Genomic DNA, 21372 nt, shown 5'->3' on the forward strand with positions numbered 1-21372 from the left:
GCTCCTTGGTTTCCATTGCTTCTAGCCGCGAAAGCGGATGTTTCGCAAGCGCGCGGCCGGCCTATCCCGGCACCGCCACACCCAGATGCCCCGCCACCAGCGTTGCCACATCGACAAAACCGATCTGCCCCAGCGCGCCCGCGCCCTGTTCCGCGCCCTGTCCCGCCTCCGGCCCTGCGACCAGCACCGGCACCCGTTCGCGGGTATGATCGCTGCCGATCCAGGTGGGATCATTGCCATGATCCGCCGTGATCACCAGCATGTCGCCCGGCCGCAGCGCCGCAATCACCTTGCCGATCTCGGCATCGAACCATTCCAGCGCGCGGGCATAGCCCGACACATCACGCCGATGCCCATAGAGACTGTCAAATTCGACAAAATTCGCAAAGGTCAGGCTGCCCTCCTCTGCCTCGGCCACCAGATCGTGCAAATGCCCCATCAGCACCGCATCCGGCCCCTTGCGCAGCTCATCTATCCCCTGCATCGAAAAGATATCGCCAATCTTGCCAACGGCATAGACACGCGCACCGGCATCCTGCACCCAATTGGTCAGCACGGCCTCAGGCGGCATGATCGCATAGTCGCGCCGGTTGGCCGTGCGGGCAAACGCCCCCGGCGCGCCCGTAAAGGGCCGCGCGATCACCCGGCCTACCTTCATTTCGTGCAAACGCGGCGCGATGGCCTCGCACAGCGCCAGCAAACGGTCCAGCCCAAAGGCTTCCTCATGCGCTGCAATCTGAAACACCGAATCCGCTGAGGTATAGCAGATCGGCCAGCCGCTCTGGCAATGCTCCGCGCCCATGTCATCAATGATCGCCGTCCCCGAGGCATGACAGTTGCCCAGGACGCCGCCAACCCCGGCCAGCCGCGCCACCTCCTGCGTCAATTCGGCTGGAAAAGCAGGCACAGTATCAGGGAAATACTGCCACTCCCACGGCACCGGCAGCCCGGCCAATTCCCAATGCCCCGATGGCGTATCCTTGCCGCGCGACACCTGCGTCGCGGCCCCCCAGCGGCCTCGCGGCACAGCGCCCAGCCCCGGCGCATCCAGCCCGCTGGCCAGGTGCACCGCCGCCCCCAACCCCAACCGGTCCAGATGCGGCAGATGCAACGCCCCGCTGCGCCCGTCCTCGGCCTGCCCCGCGGCACAGGCCTGCGCGATATGGCCCAGCGTATTTGCGCCGGTATCGGGCACCGCACCGTTAAAGAATTCATCGGCATCCGGCGCACCGCCAATACCGACGGAATCGATCACCACCAAAAACGCACGCGCCATCAGCCAACCCTCTCAAGTATCAATGCTGGCACCGGCTCTGGCGCGTCGCCAATGGTGATCGCCGCCTGTACTGCCGCCGCCGCAAGGTCTGCCGCACCGGGGCGCGCGGCGTGCACCATGGCAAGGCTCTGGCCCTGTTGCACCGCATCGCCCAACCGCACCACATCCGACAGGCCCACCGCTGGATCAATCTGGTCCGCCTCCACCACGCGGCCACCGCCCAGGTCCACCACCGCCAGCCCCAAGGCCGCGCCATCAATCGCCGTCACATATCCGGCGCGCGGGGCCGGCACCGACCGCATCACCGTGGCTTCGGGCAGAAACCGCTGCCAATCCTCGGCAAAGCCCACTGGCCCGCCCATCGCGGCCAACATCCGGCCAAAACGCTCCAGCGCGCGGCCATCGGCAATCGCGGCAATAATCGCATCCGCCCCGGCCTGCACATCCTTGGCCAGACCACCATTTGCCAGCAAGACCCCGCCCAGCGCCGCGGCCACTTCGACAATCGGGCCACGGACGCTGCCGGTCAGAACGCGCATCACCTCGGCCACCTCCAGCGCATTGCCAAGGCTCGGAACGAGAGGCTGGCTCATGTCACTGATCACTGCCGTCGTGGGACATCCCGCCGCAGTCGCCGTGCCGCTCAGCGCCTGCGCCAGTGCCCGCGCCTCCGACATATCCTTCATGAACGCCCCGCTGCCGACCTTCACATCCAGCACCAGACCATCCAACCCCGCCGCCAGTTTTTTCGACAGGATCGACGCCGTGATCAGGTCCAGCGAATCCACGGTCGAGGATACATCACGCACCGCATAAAGCCGCTTGTCGGCGGGCGCGATATCGCCGCTGGCGCTGACAATGGCACAGCCCGCCGCCGCCACAACCGCGCGAAACTGCGGCTCCTCCAACTGGGTCGTCACCCCCGGGATCGCTTCGAGCTTATCCAGCGTGCCGCCCGTATGGCCCAGCCCCCGGCCCGAAATCATCGGCACATAGGCGCCACAGGCCGCCAGTGCCGGGGCCAGGATCAAGGACACGCAATCGCCCACACCACCCGTGGAATGCTTGTCCAATACCGGCCCGCCCAAATCCCAACGCAGCACCTGCCCCGAATCCCGCATTGCCAGCGTAAAGGCCACGCGCCCGGCCTCATCCAACCCGTTCAGACAGACCCCCATGGCAAAGGCCCCGGCCTGCGCATCGCTGACCCCGCCATCGGCCAAGGCCCGCGCCATCCATGTCAGCTCGGCCGCGCCCAACGGCTGCCCGTGGCGCAAAAGCGCCAGAATTCCGCGCGCATTCATCGGCTCACCCCTTCATATGGGCGGCGCCAAAAGCCCCCGGAAGCAGGTCGGCCAAGGTCATAACCTGTTCGGTGCCCGCCACCGTTGCCATGGTCACCTGCACCTCGCCTGCCCCAAATTCCGCCAGCTTCTGACGGCAACCGCCACAGGGCGTCACGGGCAGATCGCTGCCCGCCACCACATAGGCCTCCGTCAACCGGGTCTCGCCCGCCGCCACCATCGCGGCAATCGCGCCCGCCTCCGCACAGGTGCCTTCAGGATAGGCCACATTTTCGACGTTACAGCCGCAATAGACAGCACCAGACGCGCCGCGGATCGCCGCCCCCACCTTGAAATTGGAATAGGGCGCATGGGCATTTTCCCGCACCCGCACGGCTGGTTCGCGCAGTTCACTCATCTAACGTCTCCCTTTTCACCAACTATAGGAATTTCCCCCGACCTGTGCGATGCAAAACAGCACGCTATTCTTTCTGGGCAAAAATATTCCCGGGGGAATCGCCTCTTGGGGCGATGGGGGCTGGCCCCCGGCACGGCCCAACACCCGCGCGGCGATTTCTCAGTTTGCCCCCGGCGCGAAATAGTTTAACACTAAACCATTCCCTGGGAGGAGCCTCAAACCCATGTCCGACACGCCCAATCTGCGCCAAGCCGCTCTGGATTATCACGAATTCCCCAAACCCGGAAAGCTTGAGGTGCGCGCCACGAAACCGCTGGCCAACGGCCGCGATCTGGCCCGCGCCTATTCCCCCGGCGTGGCCGAGGCCTGTCTCGAAATTCGCGATGATCCGGCAAATGCCGCCCGTTTCACCGCGCGTGGCAATCTGGTGGCCGTGGTCACCAATGGCACGGCCGTTCTGGGGCTGGGCAACATCGGCGCATTGGCGTCCAAACCGGTGATGGAGGGCAAGGCGGTCCTGTTCAAGAAGTTCGCCAATATTGACTGTTTCGATATCGAACTGAACGAAGCCGACCCCGAGAAACTGGCCGATATCGTCTGCGCGCTTGAACCGACCTTTGGCGCCATCAACCTTGAAGACATCAAAGCGCCCGAATGTTTTGCGGTGGAACGGATCTGCCGCGAACGCATGAACATTCCCGTCTTTCACGACGACCAGCATGGCACCGCCATCGTCGTCGGCGCGGCTGCCACCAATGCGCTGTATGTCGCGGGCAAAAAATTCGAGGACATCAAGATCGTCTCGACCGGCGGCGGGGCGGCGGGCATTGCCTGCCTCAACATGCTGCTGAAACTGGGCGTCAAACGCGAAAACGTCTGGCTGTGCGACATCAACGGTCTGGTTCACGAGGGCCGCGAGGTCGACATGAACCCGATCAAATCCGAATACGCGCAAAAATCCGACCTGCGCACGCTCGACGATGTGATCCACGACGCGGACCTGTTCCTCGGCCTGTCCGGCCCCGGCGTGCTCAGCCCCGAAATGGTCGCCAAAATGGCCAATCGCCCGATCATCTTTGCCCTTGCCAATCCCACGCCTGAAATCCTCCCCGATCTCGCCCGCGCCGTGGCCCCTGATGCCATCATCGCCACCGGGCGCAGCGATTTCCCCAATCAGGTCAACAACGTACTGTGTTTTCCCTTCATTTTCCGGGGGGCGCTGGATGTCGGGGCAACCGTCATCAATGACGAGATGAAACTGGCTTGTATCGCAGGTATCGCCGCCCTTGCCCGTGCCACCACCTCTGCCGAAGCCGCCGCCGCCTATCAGGGCGAACAGATGACCTTTGGCGCGGATTATCTGATCCCCAAACCGTTTGATCCACGGCTGATTGGCGTGGTTTCCTCTGCCGTGGCCCGCGCCGCAATGGAAACCGGCGTGGCCACCCGCCCGATCGAAGACCTCGATGCCTACAAACGCAAACTTGACGGGTCGGTGTTTAAATCCGCCATGGTCATGCGCCCGGTGTTCGAGGCCGCCCGCACCTCGCCCCGCCGTCTGGTCTTTGCCGAAGGCGAAGACGAACGCGTGCTGCGCGCCGCCCAGGCGATCATCGAGGAAACCGTCGAACGCCCCATTCTGATCGGCCGTCCCGACGTGATCGAACGGCGCATCGAAAAAGCGGGGCTGAACCTGCAACTGGGCAAAAACGTCGATCTGGTGAACCCTGAAAACGATCCGCGCTACCGTGATTACTGGGAAACCTACCACAATCTGATGTGCCGCCGGGGTGTTTCCCCCGACATCGCCCGCGCCATCATGCGCACCAACACCACGGCGATCGGCGCGGTCATGGTGCATCGCGGCGAGGCCGACAGCCTGATCTGCGGCACCTTTGGCGAATTTGGCTGGCATCTGAACTACGTGCAGCAGGTGCTGGGCCGCGACGGGCTGCGCCCACATGGCGCGCTCAGCATGATGATCCTCGAAGATGGTCCGCTCTTTATCGCGGATACGCAGGTGCATCTACATCCAACGCCCGAACAGATCGCAGAAATTGCCATCGGTGCTGCGCGCCACGTACGCCGCTTTGGCATCGAACCCAAAATCGCATTCTGTTCTCAAAGCCAGTTTGGCAACCAAGGCGAAGGCACCGGCGGCCGTCTGCGCGCAGCACTTCGCCTGCTGGACGCGGGCAACCATGATTTCTGCTACGAGGGTGAAATGAACATCGACACCGCGCTGGACGCCGACCTGCGCGCGCGGCTGCTGCCCGACAACCGCATGGAAGGCGCGGCCAATGTGCTGGTCTTTGCCCATGCCGATGCTGCATCGGGTGTGCGCAACATCCTCAAGATGAAAGGCGGCGGGCTAGAGGTAGGTCCGATCCTGATGGGGATGGGCAACCGGGCGCATATCGTTTCGCCGTCGATCACCGCGCGCGGATTGCTCAACGTCGGGGCCATCGCCGGCACGCCGGTGGCGCATTACGGCTGACCGCCCCCCGTAAACGTAAAACGCCGCCCCCACGATAGGGGCGGCGCTGCCCAATCCGGGCTGGGATTTTCCGGCGTGGGCGGGGTTACTTGCGTGGCGTGGATGGCTTGATAGCCGCCACTGCAGCGGGTGCCTTGGGGGCAGGTTTTGCTGCCGCTTTGGCTTGTTTCTTCTTGTTGCCGATCTTGTCACCCATATCGCGAACCTCTGTTCATGCGTGCGGCGCAGGCACCGTGCCGCGCCTGTGCCAAGGGTCGCAATTTTGCCCGCGCGCGTCTGGTCCGTTTTCGACGTCGATGTCGAATTTGGCCCTTCCGCGCGGGGACTTAGAACCGCAGCGTAAAGGCCCGGCTCAGCCCGATGCGCACGGTCCACTGATCTTCTGATCCGGCGCGGGTGATCGGGCTCAGGGCCGCGTCATTCAACAGGTGTTCATATTTGATGGCCCCTTGCACGGCCCAGGCATCATCCAGCTCATAGGTCGCCTTGATCTCGACGCCCGCGCCCAGCAAACCGCCATCCGCCGCAAAGGCACCAAAGCTGGGCGATAGCGCCGCTTCGGCCCCGGTCACCCCGAAATAGGTCGATGCATAGGTGTCGTTGCCCATGTTGAAACGCGGGCCTGCGGTGATGGTCCAGCGGTCACTAGGGCGAAAAATGACGTCAGACCCAATGGTGCCGCGTACGCCTTCATGCCCGCCAAAGCCACGGCGCACCTCACCAAAGACCTGCCAGTTCACTTCGCGGTAAATCACGCCGAACCCCAGTTCGACCGCCGCGTCGATGTCGTTCAGACCCGCCAGTTCAGGGTTGTCCGCTGCCTCGCGCGCACCGACATAGCGAAACGCGCCGGTAAAGGCGAAACCGGTGTCCGGGATCGCCCCGATGCCCTTGCCAATCGTGCGCCCGCCCCAATTCAGCGACCCAAAGGTAAACCCGACGTCCGGCGTGGCCCTATAGGTGCTGGCACCGGGATAATCAGGTGCTGCGCCCACCCCGCCGCGCAGGGCAAAGTTGAACGACCGGTCCTGCGCGGCGGCAGGCAGTGCAGCCGCGCCAACAAGGGCAACGCTCAGCATCAGGGAAGGGAAAAGGCGCATGGATTGGCTCCTGCTAAAAGGGGATAATATTTGTTGTGCATCTAGCACGAACCGCATCCAAGGACAGGGCTTAGCGCAGAAACCCCGTTGAAAACATATCGACCGGGCAGCTATGCAACATGTAAAAAGGTTTTCAAAGGTCTGGCCCCGCGCCCCCGGCCCGGTTGCCCCGACGCCGTTGCCCGCCTAACAAGGTCAGACCGCAGGGAGGATACCATGGGATACCGCGAAACCTATAGCCGCTGGCAGGCTGACCCAGAAACCTATTGGCTGGACCAAGCCCGCGCCATTGACTGGGATGTGCCCCCGACACGCGCCCTGTATGACCGCGGTGACAACCTTTACGAATGGTATGCCGACGCACAGGTCAACACCTGCTACAACGCCGTCGACCGCCATGTGGAAAAAGGGCGCGGCGACCAGCTCGCCATCATCCATGACAGCCCGATCACCGGCACCCAGACCAAGATCACGTATGCCGAACTGCAAACCCGCGTTGCCTCCCTCGCCGGGGCGCTCAGCGCGCAGGGCGTGGGGCTTGGCGACCGGGTTATCATCTATATGCCCATGGTGCCCGAAGCGCTTGAGGCGATGCTGGCCTGCGCGCGCATCGGGGCCATCCACTCTGTCGTGTTTGGCGGGTTTGCCGCCAATGAACTGGCCGTGCGCATTGACGATTGCACCCCCAAGGCGATCATCGCCGCCTCTTGCGGATTGGAACCGGGCCGCACCGTGGCCTATAAACCCCTGCTCGACGGCGCGATCGACATGGCGCAGCACAAACCCGAGCTTTGTCTGATCCTGCAACGCGATCAACAGCCCTGCGATCTGACACCGAGCCGCGATCTCGATTGGAACGCGGCACAAGACGGCGTTGCCCCCGCGCCCTGCGTCCCCGTGCCGGGAAATCACCCCGCCTATATTCTCTATACCTCCGGCACAACCGGCGCGCCCAAAGGTGTGGTGCGGCCCACAGCGGGCCATCTGGTTGCGCTGAACTGGACGATGAAAAACATCTACAATGTCGATCCGGGCGATGTCTTCTGGGCCGCGTCCGATGTCGGCTGGGTCGTGGGCCATTCCTACATCTGCTACGGCCCGCTGATCCACGGCAACACCACCGTGGTGTTTGAGGGCAAACCGGTGGGCACCCCCGATGCCGGCACCTTCTGGCGCGTCATATCCGAACATAACGTGCGCAGCTTTTTCACCGCCCCCACCGCCATCCGCGCCGTCAAACGCGAAGACCCCAAGGGCGAGTACATCAAGAAATACGACCTATCGTGCCTGCGCGCCCTCTATCTGGCGGGTGAACGCGCCGACCCTGACACAATCGAATGGGCGCAACAGATGCTGGGCAAACCCGTCTACGACCACTGGTGGCAGACCGAAACGGGCTACACCATCGCAGGCAACCCCGCCGGGCTCGAAGCGCTCCCGGTCAAGATCGGCTCGCCCACCGTGGCGATGCCCGGCTATGACGTGCAAATCCTCGACGAAGGCGGCCATGCCAAAAAACCCGGCGAACTCGGTGCCATCGCGATCAAACTGCCCCTGCCCCCCGGCACCCTGCCCGGCCTGTGGAACGCGCCCGACCGCTTTGCCAAATCCTACCTCACCACCTTCCCCGGCTACTACGAAACCGGCGATGCAGGTATGATCGACGAAGATGGCTATCTCTATATCATGGCGCGCACCGATGACGTGATCAACGTCGCGGGCCACCGCCTGTCGACCGGTGCCATGGAAGAAGTGCTCGCTGGCCACCCCGATGTCGCCGAATGTGCCGTGGTCGGTGTCAGCGATACGCTCAAGGGCCAGATGCCCGTGGGCTTTGTCTGCCTGACCAAAGGTGTCACCCGCCCGCACGCCGATATTACCGCCGAATGTGTCAAACGCGTGCGCGACCAGATCGGCCCGGTGGCGGCGTTCAAACTGGCGCTGGTGGTGGACCGCCTGCCCAAAACCCGCTCTGGCAAAATCCTGCGCGCCACGATGGTGAAAATTGCCGATGGGGCAGATTTCAAGCCACCCGCAACCATAGACGACCCGGCAATTCTCGACGAAATTCGCGCCGCACTCCAGACCATCGGCTACGCCAAGACCTAAGGCAGACCCCGTAGGGGGCGCAGACCCGGTTCCAACGCCGCCTACCGGACCCAGACAGACGGATACCGCCCGTCGACGGGCGCGGCTTTATCAAAGATACAGACTTTTTGCCGGTATTAAGGTACTATGACGCCGATTGACCAAGGCGCAGCCGATGATTGACAGATACGGAAATCCCCTGTCTACCCAGTCCGCCACCGCGCGGGACGCTTATGTTCTGGGGCTGGACCGTTTTCTAGGCGCCGAAATCGGTGTCCAAGCAGCGTTGAACCTAGCCATCAAAGAAGACCCGGATTTCGCCCTCCCTCACGTGGTTCTGGCACGCTACCTTCAGCTCACCGGCGATCGCGCCGGGGCGCAGTCGGCACTGCGCGCAGCGTCCAATTGCAGCCGCCCCCTGACCGACCGCGAAAGCCGCCAGATCGACATCATCGGCCTGCTGATCGCGGGACAAAGCGCCACAGGATACCGCGCGGCGCGCGACCTGCTGCGCGACCACCCCCGCGATGTGCTCGTTGCTCAGGCTTGCCTCGGCGTTCTCAGCTTGATCGGGTTCAGCGGACAGCCGGGGCGAGAGGCTGAAAACCTGGCGTTGGCCGAAATGCTTGAACCACACTATGGCGACGACTGGTGGCTTCAGGGCCTGCTGGGATTTGCACAGGTCGAGGTGGGTCAGATCGACCGCGCCGAAAAGAGCATCGAAAAGTCGCTGAACGCCAACCCGCGAAACGCGCACGCAGCACATTTTCGATCACATCTCTATTACGAAACCGGTCAGACCGACGCCGGTTATACCTTCATTACCGATTGGCAAAACGCCTACCACAAGGAAGGCCAATTACACTGCCACATCGCATGGCACATCGCGCTTTGGGCCTTGGCACGGGGCGACACGGACGAGATGTGGCGGATCGTCGACCGTGATATTGATCCACGTGGGGCATGGGGGCCGCCGTTGAACGTGATGGTTGATCTGGCGGCAGTACTCTACCGCGCGGAACTGTCGGGCGTCAAAGTTCCGAAGGCGCGCTGGCAGGTGGTCTGCGACTACGCCGCCATACATTTCCCCAAACCGGGCTTGGGTTTTGCAGATGCCCACGCGGCACTTGCCTATGCCATGGCGGGCCGGTCCGACGCGCTTGGCCGCATTATTTCGGGTGCCAAAGGACCGGCAGCAGATCTCGTGCGCTATCTTGCCGAAGCGTTTAAATCCATCGCCGACCAGAACTGGTCACAGGCCAACGACTTTTTGACACATGCCCTTTATGATCACGCGCGCCTCGGCGGCAGCCGCGCACAACGCGACCTCATCGAATATGCCTCTGTGGGCGTCCTGTTGCGCTTGGGCCGTCACGACGAAGCACGGCGGCAACTTGCCATGCACCGCCCCAACGCCGTGATCGGTAATGCCGTGATGGGCCTCTGACGCGGCAGCTCTGCCCGGCAAACGTGAAAAGACCGGCAAACGTGAAAAGACCGGCAAACGTGAAAAGACCGGCAAACGTGAAAAAGGCGACCCAACGGGCCGCCTTTTTCATCAAATGTCTCGCAGATCAGTGGCGCGCGGCCCATGTGTCCAGCTGGCGCTCTGCTTCATCCTTGGCCACGCCATAGCGTTCCTGGATTTTCCCGGCGAGCTGTTCGCGGTTGCCATTGGCTTCGGCGATCTCGTCGTCGGTCAGATCACCCCATTCTTCTTTCACCTTACCGGTGAATTGCTTCCAATTGCCTTCAATTCGATCCCAGTTCATCACGGAACTCCTTTGTTCTAGGTGTCTGAGGCAGGTGGTGGTGATACCCCCGACCTCTTGAACACCCAACGCCAGACCCTCGGCAAAGTTCCCGCATGCGTATGAACCGCCCCCCAAATCTGGCGAAATCCCGCCCGCCCAGTCGCGCCCGTCGCGTCACTTTTTTGAGTCGTAAATACCCTCGGGGGGTCCGGGGGGCTGGCCCCCCGGTAGTATGCAGGGGTCCGGGGGGCTGCCCCCCGGTAGTATGCAGGGGTCCGGGGGGCTGCCCCCCGGTAGTATGCAGGGGTCCGGGTAGGCCGGGGCGCGGCTGCTCGCCGTAGGTCGCGTTAGCGATCCACCTAAGTGAACTGCTCGGAAATCAACCGTTCTTCCAACCCATGCCCCGGATCAAACAATATCCGGTGCTCGATCGTTGGGTCCGATGCAATCTCGACCGTGACCACATCGCGGTGCGACTGCCCGTCGGCGTCCGCCATCACCGGCCGCTTTTCCGGCTCCAGCACATCAAACCGCACCGTGGCGCCTTTCGGCAACAAGGCCCCGCGCCAGCGCCGGGGCCGGAACGCCGCCACTGCCGTCAGCGCCAGCACATCCGCCCCGATTGGCAAAATTGGCCCATGCGCGGAATAGTTATACGCCGTTGACCCCGCAGGCGTGGCCACCAGCGCCCCGTCGCAGACCAGCTCTTGCATACGCAGGCGCCCATCAACCGTGATCTGCAATTTCGCGGCCTGCGGGCCTGCGCGCAGCAGGGCCACCTCGTTCAGCGCCAGCGCCCGGCTCTTGCTGCCGTCCAGATGGGTGGCATTCATCACCAGCGGGTTGATCACCGCCTCCTCGGCGGCGGCCAGACGCGCCACTAGATCACTCTCGGAATAATTGTTCATCAGAAACCCGATGGTGCCCCGGTTCATCCCATAGACCGGCACGCCCAGCGCCTGAATCTCATGCATCGTGTGCAGCATGAACCCATCACCGCCCAACGCCACAACGACTTCTGCCTCCTCAGGCGGCACATTGCCGTACCGCCCGATCAGCGCCGCACGCGCCGTCTGCGCCACCGTGGCGCGGCTGGCGACAAAGGCGATTTTCACAGGCATGATACTTTGGTCATTTGGGGCAAGTTTCCGATTGTCTGCATTTGGGGCCAAAACAACCACATTATTCCGCTCTTAACCAGCATTGCCGCACATATCTTTCAACACGTCGGATTCCTGCCTTCACCCTTGGTCAAGTTTCCTATAGGCAACAGACAGTCTTGACCCCGATAAAGGATCCACCATGTCCGGTTTCTTCACTAAATCCCTTGCCGATTCTGATCCCGCGATCTTCGCCTCAATAACTGACGAACTTGGCCGCCAGCGCGACGAGATCGAACTCATCGCCTCTGAAAACATCGTCTCCGCCGCTGTGCTTCAGGCCCAAGGCACTGTGCTGACCAACAAATATGCCGAAGGCTACCCGGGCCGCCGCTACTATGGTGGCTGCCAACATGTCGACGTGGTCGAGAACCTCGCGATCGAACGCGCGTGCGAACTCTTTGACTGCAAATTTGCCAACGTGCAGCCGAACTCCGGCTCCCAGGCCAACCAGGGCGTGTTTCAGGCCCTGCTCCAGCCCGGTGATACGATCCTGGGGATGAGCCTCGACGCAGGTGGCCACCTCACCCACGGTGCCGCGCCAAACCAGTCGGGCAAATGGTTCAACGCCATCCAGTACGGCGTGCGCAAAGAAGACAACCTGCTAGACTACGATCAGGTCGAAGCGCTGGCCCGCGAGCATAACCCCAAGATGATCATCGCCGGCGGCTCCGCCATCCCGCGCCAGATTGATTTCAAACGCATGCGCGAGATCGCCGATATGGTCGGCGCCTACCTGCATGTCGACATGGCGCACTTTGCGGGAATCGTGGCTGCGGGCGAACACCCCTCGCCCTTCCCCCACGCCCATGTCGCCACCACCACCACCCACAAAACCCTGCGCGGCCCGCGCGGCGGCATGATCCTCACCAATGACGAGGCGCTGGCGAAAAAGTTCAACTCCGCCATCTTCCCCGGCATCCAGGGCGGCCCCCTGATGCATGTCATCGCCGCCAAGGCCGTGGCCTTTGGCGAGGCCTTGCGCCCCGAGTTCAAGACCTACATCAAACAGGTCATCGCCAATGCCCAGGCCCTGTCGGATCAACTGATCAAAGGTGGGCTTGATACCGTGACCCACGGCACCGATACCCATGTCGTGCTGGTCGACCTGCGCCCCAAAGGCGTCACCGGCAATATCGTCGACAAGGCACTGGGCCGCGCGCATATCACCTGCAACAAGAACGGCGTGCCATTTGATCCGGAAAAGCCAACCGTGACCTCCGGTATCCGCCTCGGCTCGCCCGCTGGCACCACCCGCGGCTTTGGCGAGGCCGAGTTCCGCCAGATCGCGGATTGGATCATCGAAGTGGTTGACGGCCTGGCCGCCAACGGCGCCGACGGCAACGCGGCCGTCGAGGAAAAGGTAAAAGCCGAAGTCGAAGCCCTGTGCAAACGCTTCCCGCTGTATCCGAACCTGTAAGAGGTACGCATTACGTCCAAGGCCCTCGCAGAAATGCGGGGGCCTTTTTTATTGTGTCTCCCTCGCCCGGAACAAGCGCACAGCGCGCCGGGCCATCGCCTGCCCGCCCCACGGGGAGGCGATTTATCAAGGCTTGGCCCAACTCTGATAGGTCGCGTTACCGCTGCACCATTAAGTGGGATGAGTAACCCGCTCAATCGCCACCCCACGGGCAGCCGCTGCCCCTCAGCACCCCGCATCACCCCCTTGCCCCCCCTCGCCACAACCGCCACACTCCGCCCAAAAGGAACCGCAAATGATCATTCACCCCAAGGACAGCCGCCCGCCCGAACCCGGCCCCGCCAATTACTTCACCGGCACCGTCACCATCGCCCCGCTGATCTCGGCCCCGGCACCGGCCCGCCTGCGCGGTGCCAGTGTCACCTTTGCCCCCGGCGCACGCACCGCGTGGCACACGCACCCACTTGGCCAAACCCTTATTGTGACAGACGGCCACGGCCTCGCCCAGACCGACGGCCAGCCAATCCGCAGCCTCGCCCCCGGCGATGTCATCTGGTTTGAACCGGGCGAAAAACATTGGCACGGGGCCGCCCCCGACAGCGCCATGACCCATATCGCCCTGCAAGAAGCCCAAGACGGCAGCGCGGTGGACTGGCTTGAACAGGTCAGCGACCAACAATATCAGCCCGGCTGACGGCCCCTTGGCGGTCAGGCCCTAGACGTATCCCCGCCACCACAGCCAGACCACAAAGACGGCAAAAACCGCGATCAGATTAAAGGCCACCACCGCCGCCAGCGACAACAGCCGCGCGCGGCGGCGGTCTGCCACATCAACGGACCGCAGAAATTCGCTGACCCGTTCAAATGCCGCCCGCAGCGTGCCGCCGTCCATCTGCCGCGCCAAACGCGGATTGGCGATGTCACGCTCTGCCTTGGCCAAAATCGCGCCCTGCCCCCGCACCCGGCGCGGCAACAACCGCCCCGCCCGGCGAAAAGCATGACGCAAATCGCGGCTCTTGACCCCCAGTTGGGCCTCAAACTGCTGGCGCAACGCCTCGGCGCGTCTGGCAAATTCCTGTGGCTCTATCATCCGCGCAATCTAATCGCTCTGGCACCGGGGCCGCAATGGCAGTAATCCTACCCCATGCTCAGCTTTTCCGAATACGGCGACACCGCCGCCACCGCCCAAACACCCGCCCTTGTCATCGTTCATGGGCTTTATGGCTCTGGCCGCAACTGGGGCGTCATCGCCAAACGGCTCTCTGACAGCCGCCGCGTGATCACCGTAGACATGCGCAACCACGGCACCAGCCCGCGCGAAAACAGCCACAGCTATCCCGATATGGCCGATGATCTGGCACAGTTGATTGCCCATATCGGTGGCCCCGTCGACATCTGCGGGCATTCCATGGGCGGCAAGGCGGCGATGGTGCTGGCCCTGCACCACCCCGACCTGCTGCGCCGCCTGATCGTCGCCGACATCGCCCCCGTGGCTTACGGCCATACGCAGCAGATGTTCATTGATGCCATGCGCGCCGTGGACCTCGATAAAATCGAACGCCGCTCAGACGCCGAAACGCAACTCGCCGCCGCCGGGGTCGAACGCGCCCTGCAAAGCTTTTTCACCCAATCGCTTGATGTGGCAAACAAGGCATGGCGCCTGAACCTCGATGTGCTTGAGGCCGAAATGCCCAAGATCATCGGCTGGCCCGCCGATGTGGCAGGACAGTTCGACGGCCCCACCCTGTTTCTGTCAGGCGGCGCGTCTGACTATGTGCGCCCCGAACACCGCGACCAGATCAAATCGCTGTTCCCCGCCGCCCGTTTCGCCAAAATCCCCGGCGCAGGCCACTGGCTGCATGCCGAAAAACCGCGCGAATTCGAAGCTGCCGCGCGGGTTTTTCTGGATGCCGCAGCGCCAGACTAACGCTCTGACCCGGGGCGCGCCCCTAAGGCAACAAACGCAACTTTTAGCGGTCAATGGGACTTGCCTGAAACAGCCGCTTGCCACCGATCACGCAGGTGCAGCGCACGTCTGATTTGTATCCGTGTTTTTCGCAGATTCTGCACACCAGCCAATCTCTGCCAAGCCGGTAGAGGCATAAGCGCCCAACAACGGGCTGGATTTTTAACCGGATTTGTGCCAGCGTCGCCCTGTATAGTTTGCGATTTTTCCAAAAGACACTTTTTTAGCACCGACAAGTTGACAGTTCTAGCAACGCCGCTGCCAGCATCTTATTTGCTGGTCTGGCCCCAAACAGTTTTTCAATTGCAACAGATGTAATGAGCATCTTTGCCGCGCTATTTTATATGAAAGGAACGCGATATGATCAAAAGTATTTTCACAGCTACAGCCCTGACCTTGGGCCTTGCCGTTCCAGCCTCCGCTGATCCCAGCCTAGGCTTCGGCTTGAGCATGACTTTCGGCGGCGGGAATGTGGATTATGGCGCTGGGATCCGCGTGTTTTCAACAGACGAACAGGACGAATTTGCGGCCAGTCTTGGCCTTGATTACATGTTCAAGTCACAGCGTGTCCGCCCGACTGTAGGTGCTGCCTATCTTGGCGATAACAGCTACATTGGTCTCGACTTGGGACTTGGCCTGAATGGTGAAGGCATTGATTTTGGCGTGGGTATTGGTGGCGTGAATACGGATGGTGGCGTGGTTGCACCTGTCGTTGTCGTAAGTGACGCGTCTTAGTCGTCGTAGCTGACGCCGGGTCCATCTGTACCAATACTGTGTAGACACCCCAAACGGGTCCATTGTTGAACGGCGCCATCGACGCCGACATTGGCGCGACCGCACCAATAGCATTGCGGTCGCGCCACGATAGCGTCAGACGGCGCGGGTCAATCCGCCGTCGATCCGCAAGTTTTGACCGGTCATGTATCCTCCGCTTTCGGACGCCAGCAGTGAAATCATCGCGGACACCTCCTGTGCCCGTCCATAGCGCCCCATCGGAATACGCGCCTTGCGATCCTGCGTCTCTGGCAAGCTGTCGATGAAACCCGGTAGTATATTGTTCATCCTGATATTTTCAGCGGCATATTTGTCGGAATAAAGCTTGGTAAAAGCAGCAAGTCCCGCCCGGAATACGCCCGAGGTCGGGAACAGCGGGTCAGGCTCAAACGCGGCAAAAGTCGAAATGTTGACAATCGCCCCGCCCCCCTGCGCCTGCATGATCGGGGTGACCAACCGCGTTGGGCGAATGACGTTCATCAGGTACATTTCCATACCCTTGTGCCAATCATCATCTGAGATTTCCAGCACCGGTCCCTTCGGGCCGTGGCCTGCGGAGTTTACCAGTGCGTCCACCCGGCCCCACCGCGCAACAGCGCCTTGTACCAGTGCGGAGAGGTCGTCGGGATTGGTGTTGGAACCGGTGACGCCAAAACCACCCAATTCCTCGCCAAGCGCCTCGCCCTTGCCCGATGATGACAATATCCCCACCTTAAATCCATCCGCAGCCAACTGGCGTGCGGCATCTGCCCCAATGCCACTTCCACCTGCGGTAACAAGTGCTACTTTTTCTACTGACATTATTTTCTCCGACCTATATTCACCTGACTGATATTCACCCGACTAATAAGGTAGAATATACCGTATCACGATGGAGAATTGATGTTCCCTGACCATAGGAATACTACTGCCATATGGGCCAACTACCTCCCCTCAATGGACTGCGCGCATTTGAAGTGGCCGGCCGATTTCTGAATTTCCGTGCCGCGGCGGATGACTTGGGCGTTACGCAAGGTGCTGTCGCCCAACACGTGCGCCAGCTTGAGGCGCAGTTGGGTGTGCAACTGTTTGAAAGACTGCCCAAAGGTCTTGCGTTCACGTCATCAGGCCGAAGTTATCATGCGTCTGTCGCCGCCGCGTTTGACGCCCTACGCACTGCCACCGATCACCTAAAACCTGAACCGGGCAAGGTCCTTGTCAGCGTGACACCCACGTTCGCCGCAAAATGGCTGATCCCTAACCTGCCTGATTTTTCGGCCAAGCATCCCGAAATTGACCTGCGTATTCTGGCCACTGAAAAGATATCCAGCTTTCACAGCGATGGCATCGACCTTGCGGTGCGCCAAGGCGAACCTCCTTTTGGGGCCTCCTTGGACGCTCACCTTTTGTTTCGTCAGGAGGTCGTCGCAGTCGCTTCGCCAAACTTGATCGGCGGGCGCGCCTTACCTCTTGATGCGGCAGCAATATCGTCGATACCCAAACTTCACGATGCCCATGATCTTTGGCCCGAATTTCTCAAATCGCACAACATCGAGGATGGCCGAGGTCATGGCCTGCGCCTCAGTCAGACGTCTTTGGCAATGGACGCCGCGCTGTTTGGTCAGGGGGCAGCATTGGTAAGCCGCTTTCTCGTGGCAACGGACCTTGCCGCGCAACGGCTGATACAGATCACGCCAAAAACCCTGTCCGGCAAACAGGATTTTTACCTGCTCACCGCGCGCAAATCCAAGCAGAACGCCGCCATTGGCGCCGTCGTAACGTGGTTCTTGGCGCAAGCGGAAAAACCGCTTTAGCCCGCACCGTGACAACAGGGGCGACATTGACGTGCCTGCGGCAAATACACGCCCAATTCTGCCCCGCCGACACCCACCGCCGGGCGCCCCTTACCCCGTCCGAACCAAAACGCGCCCCGACCTCCCCGCGCCCACGCCTGCGATCAACCCTGACCCGGCAATCCACGCAGCGCCCGTCAGCCCCACAAATACCTGCCAAGCGGCCCTGTCACACATCATATACCCCATCATGCCATTCGGTCCTTGCACCTCGCGGCCCCATGCCTATAACCCACGACAATTTGCACATGACCGGGGGCCTGACCGATGCCAAAAAGAACCGACATCAAGTCGATAATGATCATTGGCGCAGGCCCTATTGTGATCGGACAGGCCTGCGAGTTTGACTACTCCGGCGCCCAAGCGTGTAAGGCGCTGAAAGAGGAAGGCTACCGCGTCATCCTCGTCAACTCCAACCCGGCAACCATCATGACCGACCCCGGCCTGGCCGACGCCACCTATATCGAACCGATCACCCCCGAAATCGTCGCCAAGATCATCGAAAAAGAACGCCCCGACGCCCTGCTGCCCACAATGGGCGGCCAGACCGGCCTGAACACCTCGCTCGCGCTCGAAGAGATGGGAATCCTTGAGAAATTCGGCGTCGAAATGATCGGTGCCAAACGCGAAGCCATCGAAATGGCCGAAGACCGCAAGCTTTTCCGCGACGCGATGGACCGTCTGGGCATCGAAAACCCCAAGGCCACCATCGTCACCGCCCCCAAACGCGCCGACGGCAAAAAAGACCTCGCCGCGGGCGTCGCACTGGCCGTCGAAGCGCTGGATTATGTCGGCCTGCCCGCCATCATCCGCCCCGCCTTTACCATGGGCGGCACCGGCGGCGGCGTGGCCTATAACCGCGACGATTACGAATTTTTCTGCCGCTCGGGCATGGATGCCTCGCCGATGGGGCAGATCCTGATCGACGAATCGCTGCTCGGCTGGAAAGAGTTTGAAATGGAAGTCGTGCGCGACACCGCCGACAACGCCATCATCGTCTGTTCCATCGAAAACATCGACCCGATGGGCGTGCACACCGGCGACAGCATCACCGTCGCCCCCGCGCTGACCCTCACGGACAAAGAATACCAGATCATGCGCAACCACTCCATCGCGGTCCTGCGCGAGATTGGCGTGGAAACGGGTGGCTCCAACGTGCAGTGGGCAATCAACCCCGCCGATGGCCGCATGGTGGTGATCGAAATGAACCCGCGCGTGTCACGCTCCTCGGCGCTCGCGTCCAAGGCGACGGGTTTCCCCATCGCCAAAATCGCCGCCAAACTCGCCGTCGGCTTCACACTGGATGAGCTGGACAACGACATCACCGGCGTCACCCCGGCATCCTTTGAACCCACCATTGACTATGTCGTCACCAAAATCCCGAAATTCGCCTTTGAAAAATTCCCCGGGTCCGAGCCTCACCTGACCACCGCGATGAAATCCGTCGGCGAGGCAATGGCGATTGGCCGCACCATCCACGAGTCCCTGCAAAAGGCGCTCGCCTCGATGGAATCCGACCTCACCGGGTTTGACGAGGTCGACATCCCCGGCGCCCCTGATGCCGCCGCCCTGACCAAAGCGATCGCCAAACAAACGCCCGACCGCATGCGCACCATCGCTCAGGCGATGCGCCACGGCATGTCAGACGATGACATCCACGCCGTCACCATGTTTGACCCCTGGTTCCTCGCCCGCATCCGCGAGATCGTCGAGGCCGAAGAAGTCGTGCGCACAAACGGCCTGCCCACCGATGAACACGGGCTGCGCGATCTCAAGATGATGGGCTTTACCGATGCCCGCCTCGCCACCCTGACCAACCAGCGCGAAGCGGCCGTGCGCGATGCCCGCCTCGCCCTTGGCGTCAAGGCCGTGTTCAAACGCATTGATACCTGCGCCGCCGAATTCGAAGCCCAGACGCCCTATATGTATTCCACCTACGAGGCCCCCCTGATGGGCGACGTCGAATGCGAAGCACGGCCCTCGGACCGCAAAAAGGTCGTGATCCTTGGCGGCGGCCCCAACCGCATCGGCCAAGGCATCGAATTTGACTACTGCTGCTGCCACGCCTGCTATGCGCTCACCGATGCGGGCTATGAGACCATCATGGTCAACTGCAACCCCGAAACCGTGTCGACCGATTATGACACCTCAGACCGCCTGTATTTTGAGCCGCTGACCTTTGAACACGTCATGGAAATCCTGCGCGTTGAGCAGGAAAACGGCACCCTGCACGGCGTCATCGTGCAGTTCGGCGGCCAGACCCCGCTGAAACTCGCCAATGGGCTCCAAGAGGCGGGCATCCCGATCCTTGGCACCACCCCAGACATGATCGACCTTGCCGAAGACCGCGAGCGTTTTCAACAGCTTGTGCTGAACCTCGGGTTGAAACAGCCGCACAATGGCATCGCCCATTCCGACGCCGAAGCACTGGAGATCGCCAAGGACATCGGCTTCCCCCTCGTGATCCGCCCCTCTTATGTGCTGGGTGGCCGCGCCATGGAAATCGTGCGTGATCAGGCCAGCCTCGAGCGTTACATCACCAGCGCCGTCGTGGTCTCAGGCGACAGCCCCGTGCTGCTCGACAGCTACCTTTCCGGCGCGGTGGAACTGGACGTTGACGCGCTCTGCGATGGCAAGGACGTACATGTCGCAGGCATCATGCAGCACATCGAAGAGGCCGGCGTGCATTCGGGCGACAGCGCCTGTTCCCTGCCGCCCTACTCCCTGCCGCAACACATCATCGACGAGGTCAACGTCCAAACCCGCGCCCTCGCGCTGGCACTGAACGTCGTCGGCCTTATGAACATCCAGTTCGCCGTCAAAGACGACGAGATTTACCTGATCGAGGTCAACCCACGCGCCTCGCGCACCGTGCCTTTCGTGGCCAAGGCGACCGATAGCGCCATCGCCTCCATCGCCGCGCGGATCATGGCGGGCGAACCGCTATCCAACTTCCCGCTGCGCGCGCCCTACCCCGCGCAGGCCGCCTACGAAGACACCCTCCCGCTGGGCGACCCAATGACACTGGCCGACCCCAACATGCCGTGGTTCTCGGTGAAAGAGGCCGTGCTGCCCTTTGCCCGCTTCCCCGGTGTCGACACGCTGCTTGGCCCGGAAATGCGCTCCACCGGCGAAGTCATGGGCTGGGACCGCGATTTCCCCCGCGCCTTCCTCAAGGCGCAGATGGGGGCGGGCAATCCGCTGCCGCGCTCCGGCTGTGCCTTCCTGTCGATCAAGGATACGGACAAAAGTGCCGACATGCTGGCGGCTGCAGAAATCCTGCTTGGGCAAGGCTTTACCCTGATCGGCACGCGCGGCACCGCCGAGTGGCTGACCCAGAACGGCCACACCTGCGCCGTGGTCAACAAGGTCTACGAAGGCCGCCCCGACATCACCGACATGATGAAGGACGGCGACGTTCATCTGGTGATGAACACCACCGAAGGCAGCCAAGCGGTTGAGGACAGCAAATCCATCCGTTCCATCGCGCTCTTTGACAAGATCCCCTATTTCACCACCGCCGCCGGCAGCCACGCCGCCGCCCTGGCGATCAAGGCGCAGGCCGAGGATGAAATTGGGGTAAAGGCTTTGCAGGGCTAAGAAAGGCTGCCCGGCGCAACGCGCCGGGCCATCGCCTGCCCGCAGTTCGATTTGATGCGCACCTCCGGTGCGACGGGAAGGCGATTTCGCACTCCCCCTCACCCCCACCACACCCAGCAACGCCAACGCAACCACCCCGCCCGGAATCAAGCGGCAGGCGCCGGGCCATCGCCTGCCCGCCAATTGAATTGATGCGCACCTCCG

At 62.1% G+C, this 21372-nt stretch carries 18 protein-coding genes; 9 read left to right on the forward strand and 9 right to left on the reverse strand.

The features are described 5' to 3' along the window. Positions 1–61: 61 nt before the first annotated feature. The 3 genes from AC1965_RS14410 to AC1965_RS14420 are packed head-to-tail and all read right to left on the reverse strand — an operon-like array spanning position 62 to position 2977. The gene (locus tag AC1965_RS14410) at positions 62–1276 is read right to left on the reverse strand and encodes a phosphopentomutase (protein WP_483884536.1); all 1215 of its coding nucleotides are present in this window, start codon (positions 1274–1276) and stop codon (positions 62–64) included. Next, positions 1276–2580, reverse strand: a complete 1305-nt coding sequence (locus AC1965_RS14415; RefSeq protein ID WP_483884537.1) for a thymidine phosphorylase — start codon at positions 2578–2580, stop codon at positions 1276–1278. The genes AC1965_RS14410 and AC1965_RS14415 overlap by 1 nt, the downstream gene beginning before the upstream one ends. Before the next feature lie 4 nt (positions 2581–2584). After that, positions 2585–2977, reverse strand: a complete 393-nt coding sequence (locus tag AC1965_RS14420) for a cytidine deaminase (protein ID WP_483884538.1) — start codon at positions 2975–2977, stop codon at positions 2585–2587. Positions 2978–3200: 223 nt separating this feature from the next. Between AC1965_RS14420 and AC1965_RS14425 the strand changes: the two genes are divergently transcribed. Further along, positions 3201–5474, forward strand: a complete 2274-nt coding sequence (locus AC1965_RS14425) for an NADP-dependent malic enzyme (protein WP_483884539.1) — start codon at positions 3201–3203, stop codon at positions 5472–5474. An 85-nt stretch (positions 5475–5559) separates the two neighbouring features. Here the strand turns inward: AC1965_RS14425 and AC1965_RS14430 are convergent, their stop codons facing one another. Both AC1965_RS14430 and AC1965_RS14435 read right to left on the reverse strand, forming a co-directional pair. Continuing rightward, a complete protein-coding gene (locus AC1965_RS14430; RefSeq protein WP_483884540.1) occupies positions 5560–5670 on the reverse strand; it encodes a malic enzyme in 111 nt (36 codons plus the stop codon). 130 nt (positions 5671–5800) lie between these two features. Then, a complete protein-coding gene (locus tag AC1965_RS14435; RefSeq protein ID WP_483884541.1) occupies positions 5801–6574 on the reverse strand; it encodes a MipA/OmpV family protein in 774 nt (257 codons plus the stop codon). A gap of 216 nt (positions 6575–6790) precedes the next feature. On the opposite strand from AC1965_RS14435, the gene AC1965_RS14440 reads away from it, so the two are divergent. Together AC1965_RS14440 and AC1965_RS14445 are read left to right on the forward strand one after the other, a co-directional pair. Beyond that, entirely contained in the window at positions 6791–8683 is a 1893-nt protein-coding gene (locus tag AC1965_RS14440; protein WP_483884542.1) for a propionyl-CoA synthetase, read from the forward strand. Between the two features lie 154 nt (positions 8684–8837). Beyond that, on the forward strand, positions 8838–10109 hold the full coding sequence (locus AC1965_RS14445) for a tetratricopeptide repeat protein (RefSeq protein WP_483884543.1): 1272 nt from the start codon (positions 8838–8840) through the stop codon (positions 10107–10109). Positions 10110–10236: 127 nt separating this feature from the next. Here AC1965_RS14445 and AC1965_RS14450 read toward each other — a convergent pair whose 3' ends face one another. Both AC1965_RS14450 and AC1965_RS14455 read right to left on the reverse strand, forming a co-directional pair. Beyond that, on the reverse strand, positions 10237–10434 hold the full coding sequence (locus tag AC1965_RS14450; protein WP_483884544.1) for a CsbD family protein: 198 nt from the start codon (positions 10432–10434) through the stop codon (positions 10237–10239). A 341-nt stretch (positions 10435–10775) separates the two neighbouring features. Next, the gene (locus tag AC1965_RS14455; RefSeq protein ID WP_483884545.1) at positions 10776–11537 is read right to left on the reverse strand and encodes an NAD kinase; all 762 of its coding nucleotides are present in this window, start codon (positions 11535–11537) and stop codon (positions 10776–10778) included. A 181-nt stretch (positions 11538–11718) separates the two neighbouring features. On the opposite strand from AC1965_RS14455, the gene glyA reads away from it, so the two are divergent. Continuing rightward, positions 11719–12996: a serine hydroxymethyltransferase gene (gene glyA, locus AC1965_RS14460; protein WP_483884546.1), complete on the forward strand. Its 1278-nt coding sequence runs from the start codon at positions 11719–11721 to the stop codon at positions 12994–12996. Positions 12997–13291: 295 nt separating this feature from the next. After that, positions 13292–13690, forward strand: coding sequence for a (R)-mandelonitrile lyase (locus AC1965_RS14465; RefSeq protein WP_483884547.1), 399 nt, complete (start codon positions 13292–13294; stop codon positions 13688–13690). A gap of 21 nt (positions 13691–13711) precedes the next feature. Here the strand turns inward: AC1965_RS14465 and AC1965_RS14470 are convergent, their stop codons facing one another. Beyond that, complete coding sequence (locus AC1965_RS14470; RefSeq protein ID WP_483884548.1) at positions 13712–14086, reverse strand: hypothetical protein; 375 nt, start codon at positions 14084–14086, stop codon at positions 13712–13714. Between the two features lie 54 nt (positions 14087–14140). Between AC1965_RS14470 and AC1965_RS14475 the strand changes: the two genes are divergently transcribed. Both AC1965_RS14475 and AC1965_RS14480 read left to right on the forward strand, forming a co-directional pair. Next, positions 14141–14923 carry an alpha/beta fold hydrolase gene (locus AC1965_RS14475; protein WP_483884549.1) on the forward strand — a complete coding sequence of 261 codons (783 nt, stop codon included), beginning with the start codon at positions 14141–14143 and terminating at the stop codon, positions 14921–14923. A gap of 399 nt (positions 14924–15322) precedes the next feature. Beyond that, positions 15323–15697 (forward strand): hypothetical protein, encoded by a 375-nt coding sequence (locus AC1965_RS14480; protein ID WP_483884550.1) that lies wholly within the window; start codon positions 15323–15325, stop codon positions 15695–15697. A gap of 135 nt (positions 15698–15832) precedes the next feature. Here the strand turns inward: AC1965_RS14480 and AC1965_RS14485 are convergent, their stop codons facing one another. Continuing rightward, positions 15833–16537 carry an SDR family oxidoreductase gene (locus AC1965_RS14485; RefSeq protein ID WP_483884551.1) on the reverse strand — a complete coding sequence of 235 codons (705 nt, stop codon included), beginning with the start codon at positions 16535–16537 and terminating at the stop codon, positions 15833–15835. 113 nt (positions 16538–16650) lie between these two features. Here AC1965_RS14485 and AC1965_RS14490 point away from each other — a divergent pair, with 113 nt between their 5' ends. Together AC1965_RS14490 and carB are read left to right on the forward strand one after the other, a co-directional pair. Beyond that, positions 16651–17529, forward strand: a complete 879-nt coding sequence (locus AC1965_RS14490) for a LysR substrate-binding domain-containing protein (RefSeq protein ID WP_483884552.1) — start codon at positions 16651–16653, stop codon at positions 17527–17529. 306 nt (positions 17530–17835) lie between these two features. Beyond that, complete coding sequence (carB, locus tag AC1965_RS14495; RefSeq protein WP_483884553.1) at positions 17836–21168, forward strand: carbamoyl-phosphate synthase large subunit; 3333 nt, start codon at positions 17836–17838, stop codon at positions 21166–21168. The last annotated feature ends 204 nt before the right edge of the window (positions 21169–21372 follow it).

The sequence above is a fragment of the Sulfitobacter sp. KMM 9851 genome, assembly GCF_057178245.1.